Below are 10,257 nucleotides of genomic sequence, written 5' to 3'. Positions count from 1 at the left end.
CGGGCAAGGTTTATTCGATGTTGGCCTACCGTCTGGCCGATGGCAAGGGATTCGGCGACCCGATGTCGGTGCTGTTCCGCGCAGGGTTAGTCGGCCCCTAAGGCGAGGCTGGAAGGCGTAGTCGATGGGAAACCGGTCAATATTCCGGTACCGACGATAACTGCGAAGGGGGGACGGAGAAGGGTAGGTCTACCGGGTGATGGACGTCCCGGGTCAAGCGTGTAGGTGCGTGCATGCAGGGAAATCCGCAGGCACATCAAGCCGAGGCGTGATGACGAGTCGCAAGACGAAGTGATTGATCCCAAGCTTCCAAGAAAATCCTCTAAGCATCAGGTTATTGTTGACCGTACCATAAACCGACACAGGTGGGTGAGGAGAGAATCCTAAGGCGAGTGAGAGAACTCAGGTGAAGGAACTCGGCAAAATGGCCCCGTAACTTCGGGAGAAGGGGCGTCTCTTGTAGGTGAAGCGCTTTGCGCGTGGAGCCGAAGGAGGCCGCAGTGACCTGGGGGGAGCGACTGTTTATCAAAAACACAGGACTCTGCTAAGTTGGAAAACGAGGTATAGGGTCTGACGCCTGCCCGGTGCCGGAAGGTTAAGAGGAGAGGTGCAAGCTTTGAATCGAAGCCCCGGTAAACGGCGGCCGTAACTATAACGGTCCTAAGGTAGCGAAATTCCTTGTCGGGTAAGTTCCGACCTGCACGAATGGCGTAACGACTTCCCCGCTGTCTCCATCTGAGGCTCAGCGAAATTGAAATTGCTGTGAAGATGCAGCATACCCGTGGCAAGACGGAAAGACCCCGTGAACCTTTACTATAGCTTTGCATTGGCACTAGACTCAGTCTGTGTAGGATAGGTGGGAGGCAATGAAGGCGGTGCGCCAGTATCGCTGGAGCCGCTGTTGAAATACCACCCTGATTGATTTTGGTGTCTAACCTAGGCCCGTGATCCGGGCTGGAGACAGTGCATGGTGGGTAGTTTGGCTGGGGCGGTCGCCTCCCAAAGAGTAACGGAGGCGCGCGAAGGTTCGCTCAGGTTGGTCGGACATCAACCGAAGAGTGTAAAGGCAGAAGCGAGCCTGACTGCGAGACGGACATGTCGAGCAGGGACGAAAGTCGGTCTTAGTGATCCGGCGGTTCTGAGAGGAAGGGCCGTCGCTCAACGGATAAAAGGTACTCCGGGGATAACAGGCTGATCTCCCCCAAGAGTTCACATCGACGGGGAGGTTTGGCACCTCGATGTCGGCTCATCGCATCCTGGGGCTGTAGTCGGTCCCAAGGGTTTGGCTGTTCGCCAATTAAAGCGGTACGCGAGCTGGGTTCAGAACGTCGTGAGACAGTTCGGTCCCTATCTGCCATGGGCGAAGGAAAATTGAGGGGAGCTGCTCCTAGTACGAGAGGACCGGAGTGGACGTGCCTCTAGTGTACCGGTTGTTCTGCCAAGGGCATAGCCGGGTAGCCAAGCACGGAAGGGATAACCGCTGAAAGCATCTAAGCGGGAAGCCCCCCCCAAGACGAGTTTTCCCAATGAGACCCGTTGAAGACTACGACGTTGATAGGCCGGGTGTGGAAGTGCGGCAACGCATGGAGCTAACCGGTACTAATTGGTCCAATGTCTTTTTGATGATGTCAGCGAGATACCCATTTCCCCCAGTTGTTCAGGATTGAGACTATTTTTTGTCTGCCATGCGGATTGGTGGATAAGGATAGGAGAGGAAGACGAGATAAGCTTTCTGGTGGCGATGGCGAAGGGGAAACACCCGACCCCATACCGAACTCGGCAGTTAAGCCCTTCAGCGCTGATGATACTGCAACTTAAGTTGTGGGAAAGTAGGACACCGCCAGGAAGCTTTACCCTTTACACCCCCCGAATAAAAGTCTATTTTCCAGGCTCCGATTGAAGTGTCCGGGTCTGTGTCCGTAGCCGCCGGAATTGTTTTCCGGGGCAAGTCTTCCGTGATGCAGTTTTTCTGCTCTTTGATTGAGCGTCCCAAGAGGTTGTTCAAGGCTCCTCGGGGCATGGATCATGAGTCGAGCCGGAGGCAAGGATCATTCGGCAGGGGATAACCAGATTGAGTGGAGCCGGTTCGTGAAAACCTTTTACGCGACATCCAAAGAAATCAAGGCCTCGGTCAAATGGGTCGTGATTGACGCCGAAAACCAGGTGCTTGGGCGCCTGGCGACGGAAGCGGCCAGAAGGTTGCGTGGCAAACACAAGGCCATTTATACTCCGAGCATGGATACCGGCGATTATGTCGTGATCATCAATGCCGAGAAAATTCTTTTGACCGGACGCAAGCGGGAAGACAAGGTATACTATTGGCACTCGCGCCATCCGAGCGGGCTCAAGGCACGGACGGTACGGCAGGAACTTGAAGGTCGTTTTCCGGAACGGGTGATTGCCCGGGCGGTCAAGGGGATGATGCCCAAGAACAAGATGGGCCGGCAGATGTTCAAGAAACTCAAGGTGTACCAGGGGCCGGAGCATCCCCATGCCGGTCAGACTCCGGAACCGTTGCCGCTTGAAACCAAGGCAGCAGGTTGATTTTCCGGGATTTCAAGAAATTTTGATCGTGAAGAGTCTGGGAGTCGGACACGATGTCATTGAACAAAGCGACCTACGCAACCGGCAAACGCAAGGAAGCGGTAGCCAGAGTATGGATCATGCCAGGCAGCGGCAAGATTCTCATCAACAAGAAGCCGATCGATCAATATTTTGGTCGTCCGGTGCTCCAGATGGTGGCGCGCCAACCGTTTCAGATCACCCAGACGATGGATCGTTTCGATGTCGTGGTGACAGCCGTCGGCGGTGGCAATTCGGGTCAGGCGGGGGCCATCAAGCATGGGATTTCGAAGGCATTGGCCCTGTATGACACCAACTATCGCCCATTGTTGAAGAAGGCGGGGTTCATCACCCGGGATTCGCGGGTTGTCGAGCGGAAAAAATATGGGCGTCACAAGGCACGCAAGAGCACGCAGTATTCCAAGCGTTAGTGATGCATGGCCTTTGGCCTCGAAAAGACCAGAGAATGGCATGAAACAAAAAAAGGGAGGCTTGAAGCCTCTCTTTTTTGTTGCGTGGTCCGAACGGCTTGAATGGAAAGGATGGGGATATGAAAATCTCTGTGGGCATTCAAGGGGCGAGTGGGTATACCGGAGCGGAACTGATACGATTGCTGTCGAACCATCCCCGGGTTGAAATCGCTTTTGTTACATCGGAACGCTATGCCGGTCAGTCGATGGAATCCATTTTTCCGCATCTTGCAAAGCGTCGCGATCTGGTGTGTCGGCCATTGGACGATCTTTCGGAGGTTGCTTCGTGCCAGGTGGTATTCTGTGCCCTTCCCCATGAAACCTCGATGAAGGTTGTGCCGAAGCTGTTGCGGCACGATCTCAAGGTGATCGATCTGTCCGCCGATTTCCGCTTGAAGGATCCGGAGGTTTATCGTGAATGGTACAAGGCGACCCATGCCGCTCCGGAATTGCTGCCGGAGGCGGTATACGGTCTTCCGGAACTCTATCGCGAGCGGATCGGGACTGCCCGGTTGATTGCCAATCCGGGGTGTTATCCGACATCGGTCATTCTTGCATTGGCGCCATTGTTGAAAAATGAGCGGGTGATCGACACCGGGACGATTGTCATCGACAGCAAATCAGGGGTCAGTGGCGCGGGGCGGGCCCCAGCCGAAAACAAACTGTTTGCCGAACTTGCGGAAGGGTTTCGCCCGTACAGCATTGCCTCGCATCGACATACCCCGGAGATGGAACAGATTTTGGGGGAGATGGCCGATCAGGAAATCCGGATCCGTTTTGCGCCGCATCTGTTGCCGCAGACCCGGGGAATTCTTTCGACATGTCATGTCCGTCCCTTGAAGGAATGGGTTGGGAGTGATTGGCGGGAACGGTTTGAACAATTTTATCGAAATGAATATTTTGTCCGTGTCATGAATCCGGGTACACTGCCGGGGACGAGCCATGTTCGGGGATCCAATCATGTCCATCTGGCGGTTGTCGAGGATCGTCGCACTGGATGGCTGACGGTGTTGAGTGCGATCGACAACCTGGTCAAGGGGGCTGCCGGTCAGGCGGTACAGAACATGAATATCATGTTTGGCTGGGAGGAAACGATGGGACTGACGCAATTGCCTCTGTTTCCCTGAATGTGGCTTGGGGAAAGGGTGTGGGGACCGGTTTGGACATGGGAAAGATTTTTGCAGCGATTTTTTTACGGATTTTCTTGCCAATGGGGGTCAAGTTTGGTAACTAGCAGAGTTTGGATTTTGGATATTGGATTTTGTTACCCGTCCATCAGGGAGTTTGAAACATGGCGTTAATGATCAATGAAGATTGCACGAATTGTGATGTCTGTCTGCCGGAGTGTCCCAACGAGGCCATTACCGACGGTTCCGATGTGGACAAGGACATCTATTACATTCACCCCGACCTGTGTACCGAGTGTGTGGGCGCCTTTGATGAGCCGCAGTGCGTCGAGGTCTGCCCAGTGGAATGTATCGTTCCGGATCCCGAGCATGAAGAGTCGAAGGAGGAGCTGGAAGCCAAGTATGAGGCCATCCATAGCTGAGGATTGCCTGGAGCGGGTCTGGAATCGCCACCCCTCTTCGTTGAGGGAACCGGGAAATACGGTCGTATGGATCTGAAGGGGCGTATGATGTTTGGTACGCCCCTTTTCCTTGTGGGTGGCATCGATGGCAAAAAAAGGGACCGGGGAGAAGGCCATGCCATGGAGCATGACTGGATTTGGGCAGGCAGAGGCCATTGTCGATGATGTACGCATTGTTTGGCGGTTGAAATCGGTCAATCATCGTTTTCTGGATCTGTCACTGCGGCTGCCCGAGGGAATGGAGGGAGTGGAAACGGCGGCGGCGGCGGTATTGAAGGGATATTTTCGTCGTGGTCACATTGATGGTTACCTCTCTTTTGGCATCGAGACCCGGGGGAACAATACGCTTGAGTTGAACGAGGGATTGTTGCTGGAGGTTCTGGCGCTGGAGAAACGTTTGGCGGGCGTGCTCGGAGAACGGAGGGAGATGGAACTGGGAACCCTTATGACATGGCCGGGATTGGTTCAGGAGCGGCGTGTCGATGTTGCATCCCGGGCACGGGAGGAGGGGTTTGCGGGGGGTGTGCTGACGGTATTGGATCAGGCGGCACGGGGTCTCAAGGAGGTCCGAGAGCGTGAAGGGCAACGCACGGGTGCGCTTTTACTGCAATTGATGCATGAACTTCAGGGATATGCCATGGAGGTCCGACAGCGGCTTCCCGAGGTGCGGCTTCAGGTGCAGGAGCGGTTGCGGGGACGGCTTGAGGATTGGTTGGCGACCCGGGTGGACGAAGGAAGGTTCATGCAGGAATTGGCGCTTCAGTACAACCGGATGGATCAGTCCGAGGAGTTGGACCGGTTGGCGATGCACTGTGATGCGATGATCAAGGTGATCGGGGAAGCGGAACCGATGGGGCGGCGATTGGATTTTTTGTGCCAGGAATTGGGACGGGAGGCCAATACGCTGTGTTCCAAGTCACAGGATGGTCAATTGTCACGCCTGGGGGTGGAGATGAAGGTCACCATAGAAAAATTGCGTGAACAGGTACAAAATCTTGAATGAACGGGCACTGTTTTGACGGCATATTTTTTTGTCGGGTGGCGTAATGGTTGAAAGTGGATGGCCATGGATGAAATGAAACGGGGATTTGTCTTGATCCTGACGGCGCCATCGGGAGGGGGAAAGGGGGCCTTGTCGCGGCATCTTTTGAAAAATGTCGAAGACATCCGTTTTTCCGTTTCGACGACGACCCGTCCGATGCGTCCGGGAGAGGTGGATGGAGTTCATTATTTTTTCGTTGGCAGAAATGAATTTGAAAACATGATCCGTGAAGGGGCTTTTATCGAGTGGGCGGAAGTGTTCGGCAATTTTTACGGAACCTCGCAATCTGTTTTGTCGCGGGATCTGGAAGCGGGTTGGGATGTGATCCTGGACATCGATTGGCAGGGGGCGCGTCAGATTCATGAGCGAATGCCTGGGGATGTGGTGCATGTGGCCATCATTCCCCCGAGCCTGGAGGAATTGCGGCGCCGTTTGATCGAGCGTGGTCAGGATGGGGAGGAGGTGATTCAACGGAGGATGGCGTTGGCGGGGCGGGAGTTGTCGCATTGGCGCGAAGCGGATTATGTCATCGTCAATGATCGTCTGGAGCTGGCCTGCGCCGAGATCGAGGCCATCGTGCGTGCGGAACGGTTGAAAAAAGGACGGGTGGGTCGTCGGATTGAACGTCTTCTGACCCGGTTTGTCTTACGGTGATTGGTTTGAGGTCAATGAAACCTGCGAGGAGTATGAATGATGGCCAGGGTGACTGTTGAAGATTGTTTGAAGATCGTACCCAATCGTTTTGAACTGGTATTGTTGGCGGCCAAAAGGGCCCGACAGTTGACGCATGGCCATGAGACAATCCTGCCCATGGACAATGACAAGTTCACGGTCATCGCCTTGCGGGAAATTGAAGGGAAAACCGTGGATGTCAAGGATTTGCGTCTTGAATTCACCAAGCCGGTCCAGGAAGAAATCGAGGAGGTCGAACCGGGAATCCTGGAAAGCGAGACCCGGGCTTTGTTGGTGGAAGCGGCTTCGATTCCGCTCGGGGATTCCTTGGTGGATGAGGAGGATGGCGATGAGGGTGGTGAGGATGAGGCGGAGGAGGATACGGACGAGGACATGACGGATGCGGATGAAATGGATGCGGATCTGGACCTGGATGAGGATGAAGCGCTTCTTCCGGCGAATGATTTTCCTGGTGGAATCGATTTTGATGGCGATGATTTGTGAGGATGCGCGGTCGTTCAGGGAATCCGGATTGAACCGCTGCCAGACCAGACCGGTTGCGGGGTTGAGGGCCGGAGAGGGGTAAGGGTTTTTCTGGCGTGAAACAAGGCGAAAAATGGCCGGGTCTTGTTGAAAGGATTCTGGCCTATCATCCCAAGGCCGACCGGGATTTATTGGAGCGCCTGGGACGGTTTCTTCTGGATGAAAAAACCGGGGTTGCCCGTTTTTCGGAAGGGACCGGGCAGGTTGTGAATCCTTCGGTGGAAGTTGCCGAGGTTTTGGTTGATCTGCGGATGGATACTGCGTCCATTGCCGCGGGGATCCTGGTCTCTGGATTGGAGCGTGGCATTTTGACCATGGATCGGGTTCGGGATGATTTTGGTGCGGATGTAGCTTTTCTGGTCGAAGGATTGACCCGTATTTCCCATGTTTCGGCGCGTGTGAAGATTGAGGTCAATGCCGAGGATCTGCGGCGGATGATTTTGGCGATGGCCCAGGACATCCGGGTGATCCTGGTACGGCTGGCGGTTTGTCTGATGCGAATGCGGCATGCCGTGCATGGGGGTGTGGTGGTGGATCCGCGAATGACTGCGGAAATTCTCGATATTTATGCCCCCATTGCCCATCGCCTGGGTATTTACTGGATCAAGAACGATTTGGAGGACCTGGCTTTTCAATTGCGGGATCCCGAATCCTATCATTCCTTGAAGGAACGAGTGGCACGACGCCGGAAGGGTGGGGAAAACGTGGTGCGCAAGGTGATTTCCTTCTTGCGTAAAATGTTGAAAAAACATGGAATCAAGGGACAGGTATTCGGTCGGGAAAAACATTTATATTCGATTCATACCAAATTGCAGAGCAAAGGGGTGACCCTGGAAGAATTATATGATGTCATTGCCTATCGAATTCTTGTTGGTCATCAGGGGGACTGTTATCGCGTGTTGGGGATGGTGCATGGTGAACTGAGGCCCATTCCGGGTCGTTTCAAGGATTATATTGCCCTTCCCAAGAGCAATGGTTATCAATCGTTGCATACGGTTGTTTTTGGTCCCTACGGCAATCGCATCGAAATTCAAATCAGAACCCGGTCCATGCATGAAGTGGCCGAGAGTGGGGTGGCGGCCCATTGGAGTTACAAGGAAGGGGGATTGGTTCCGCGGGAGGATTCCCAGGCAACCGGGTATGCCTGGTTGAAGCGTTTGTTGGAAGTCCATCAGAATGCTGATGATTCAGGCCAATTCCTGGATAATGTCAAGGTCGATCTGTTTCCGGAGGAAATTTATCTATTCACTCCCGAGGGTGACATCATCACTCTTCCCCGGGGGGCCACGCCGGTGGATTTTGCCTATGCTGTCCATTCGGAGGTTGGGGATCATTGTCAGGGGGCCAAGGTTAATGGACGGCTGGTTCCTCTCAAGACTCCGTTGGCGACGGGGGATTCTGTGGTTATTCTCACGGGGAAGAATCACGCTCCGAATCCTGCATGGCTTCGTTTTGTGGTCACGGGGCGGGCCAAATATCGGATCAATCGTTGGATCAAGCAGCAAAACCGTGAACAGGCGATGATGCTGGGCCGGGAAATTTTATTGCGGGAGGCGCGGAAGGGGGGGGTGGCGTCTCAGGGGATCAACGAAAAAAAAATCCGGCAATGGGCCATTGAGCTGGGGTTGAAAAACGGGGAAGAATTGTTGTTGAAGTTGGGGATGTCGATGATCACCCCGTCGGTATTGGCGCGAAAGTTGTTTCCCCAGAGCGAATCGAATCGTGACGGGCGGGCGCTTGTCACGGGAAGAGGGGGGCTTGGCAAATCCCGTGGTGGCGAGGTCAAGGGGCCTTCTTTGCAATTGGCGGGGTTATTACCGCGGATGGCGGTCATGGTGGCCCGTTGTTGCAGTCCTGTTCCGGGGGATTCCATTGTTGGAATCGTGCATACGGGCAAGGGTATTTCCATTCATGCTGCGGGATGTCCCAATCTGGGGGTCTTGGCCGATCAGCCAGAGCGTTGGATTGAGGACATTGATTGGCCGGAACTCCCTGAAAAACTGCATGTCGCCCGATTGCGCATCATGGCGCGCAATCGACGGGATGTATTGAATCTGGTTTCCCATGTCGTTTTGGGAGTCAAGAGCACCGTTGTCAAAATGAAAATGCAGGACCGGGATCGGGACCCTTTTGTCTTGATTTGTGATGTCGAGGTGATGGGGTTGGAGCATTTGCAGTCTTTGATGAAGGCGATTGCAGCCCTTGAGGTGGTATTGGATGTGGTGCGCATCAAGGGGTGATTGATCATTGGATTTGAATTATTATGGATGGGTCTGGGAAGGGGAAACCCCTTCCCGGTGGGGTTTGGGGCAACGCCCCAAGGTTTGATTTCTTGAAACCATTCAATTCCCCCCGGCTCAGGAGAGAAAATCATGGACTTTGTTCAAACAGATCTGGCCCCGAGGGCTGTCGGTCCCTACAGTCAGGCGACACGGATTGGTGGATGGCTTCATCTTTCCGGGCAAATTGCCCTGGATCCCGAATCGGGAGCCCTGGTTTCAGGAGGGGTGGATGTTCAGATCCACCAGGTCATGAAAAACATTGGCGCTGTTTTGAAGGCGGTCGGGGCTGGTTATGGGGAATTGGTCAAGACGACGCTTTATTTGATCGATCTGGAGGATTTCGCCGCAGTGAATGAAATTTATGGTCAGTATGTTCGCATTCCTTATCCGGCGCGTTCCACGTTGGGGGTGACGGCTTTGCCCAAAGGGGCTTTGGTGGCTGTGGATGGGGTTGCCTGGTTGGGCAAATAAGGCGTTTCGGGGAGGCATTGCGCGGGGAGAGGGCGAATGAAAAAGATGCTCTGGACATCCGGAATGCTGATTGTATTTTTTTGGTGTGGGACAGTGTTGGCGTCGCTTTATTGCGCGGTTGATTTCAGTGGACGGCGTTGTCAGTTTGTCGATATGGAGTCCTGTCGAAAGGCGGTGGCGGGGACGCAGGGCAGTTGTGTTTTGAACAAGGAAGAATTGATGGCGCCTCAGGGGGGCGGTCCTTTTTGTTTGACCGAGCAGTGGAAGACCGAGTGTATTTATCGTGATCGGGAGGCGTGTGAAAAAATTGCTGCTCCCAGAAAGGCCATTTGCATTGCCAATCCGAATTTGGACCGTCCGGTGGATTTGGAGGGATGGAAGGGAGACGAAACCGGGATGGGCCGCAAATACCTGCCGAGCCCTGACTATTATCCATCTCCGGGTCAGCGGTGATCATTAAGGACTGCCCAGTTGTAACCGTTCAGACCCCTTTTTTCTTTCAATAATTGAACCCAGAGGGTACCTGGGCAGTTACCTTTTTTCTTCTAATAATTTCAGACTTCCTGATCCCTCGTTCTTTCCAGTTGGCACTTTTCCGACGAATATTACACCAATTCGTAAATCAAT

9 protein-coding genes and 2 rRNA genes are annotated in these 10,257 nt (G+C 54.0%); all 11 read left to right on the top strand.

Going from position 1 to position 10,257, the window contains the following annotated elements; all coding sequences use genetic code 11:
• Positions 1-1,624 (top strand): 23S ribosomal RNA (locus tag HQL76_17525); the annotation flags it as partial.
• A gap of 107 nt (positions 1,625-1,731) precedes the next feature.
• Positions 1,732-1,846 (top strand): 5S ribosomal RNA (gene rrf / locus HQL76_17520).
• Positions 1,847-2,025: 179 nt separating this feature from the next.
• Positions 2,026-2,544: a 50S ribosomal protein L13 gene (rplM, locus tag HQL76_17515; protein ID MBF0110969.1), complete on the top strand. Its 519-nt coding sequence runs from the start codon at positions 2,026-2,028 to the stop codon at positions 2,542-2,544.
• Positions 2,545-2,597: 53 nt separating this feature from the next.
• The gene (gene rpsI / locus HQL76_17510; protein MBF0110968.1) at positions 2,598-2,993 is read left to right on the top strand and encodes a 30S ribosomal protein S9; all 396 of its coding nucleotides are present in this window, start codon (positions 2,598-2,600) and stop codon (positions 2,991-2,993) included.
• A gap of 119 nt (positions 2,994-3,112) precedes the next feature.
• Positions 3,113-4,159 (top strand): N-acetyl-gamma-glutamyl-phosphate reductase, encoded by a 1,047-nt coding sequence (locus HQL76_17505; protein ID MBF0110967.1) that lies wholly within the window; start codon positions 3,113-3,115, stop codon positions 4,157-4,159.
• A 164-nt stretch (positions 4,160-4,323) separates the two neighbouring features.
• Positions 4,324-4,581, top strand: coding sequence for a YfhL family 4Fe-4S dicluster ferredoxin (locus tag HQL76_17500; GenBank protein ID MBF0110966.1), 258 nt, complete (start codon positions 4,324-4,326; stop codon positions 4,579-4,581).
• Positions 4,582-4,735: 154 nt separating this feature from the next.
• Complete coding sequence (locus tag HQL76_17495) at positions 4,736-5,623, top strand: YicC family protein (GenBank protein MBF0110965.1); 888 nt, start codon at positions 4,736-4,738, stop codon at positions 5,621-5,623.
• 72 nt (positions 5,624-5,695) lie between these two features.
• Positions 5,696-6,316 carry a guanylate kinase gene (gene gmk / locus HQL76_17490; GenBank protein MBF0110964.1) on the top strand — a complete coding sequence of 207 codons (621 nt, stop codon included), beginning with the start codon at positions 5,696-5,698 and terminating at the stop codon, positions 6,314-6,316.
• A 39-nt stretch (positions 6,317-6,355) separates the two neighbouring features.
• A complete protein-coding gene (locus tag HQL76_17485; protein ID MBF0110963.1) occupies positions 6,356-6,838 on the top strand; it encodes a DNA-directed RNA polymerase subunit omega in 483 nt (160 codons plus the stop codon).
• Between the two features lie 95 nt (positions 6,839-6,933).
• Positions 6,934-9,117 (top strand): bifunctional (p)ppGpp synthetase/guanosine-3',5'-bis(diphosphate) 3'-pyrophosphohydrolase, encoded by a 2,184-nt coding sequence (locus tag HQL76_17480; GenBank protein MBF0110962.1) that lies wholly within the window; start codon positions 6,934-6,936, stop codon positions 9,115-9,117.
• Between the two features lie 132 nt (positions 9,118-9,249).
• A complete protein-coding gene (locus HQL76_17475) occupies positions 9,250-9,630 on the top strand; it encodes a hypothetical protein (protein ID MBF0110961.1) in 381 nt (126 codons plus the stop codon).
• Positions 9,631-10,257 lie beyond the last annotated feature (627 nt).

It is taken from the genome of Magnetococcales bacterium (genome assembly GCA_015228815.1).
GTDB lineage: Bacteria > Pseudomonadota > Magnetococcia > Magnetococcales > UBA8363 > UBA8363.
This window is presented reverse-complemented; position numbering and strand designations above follow the sequence as displayed.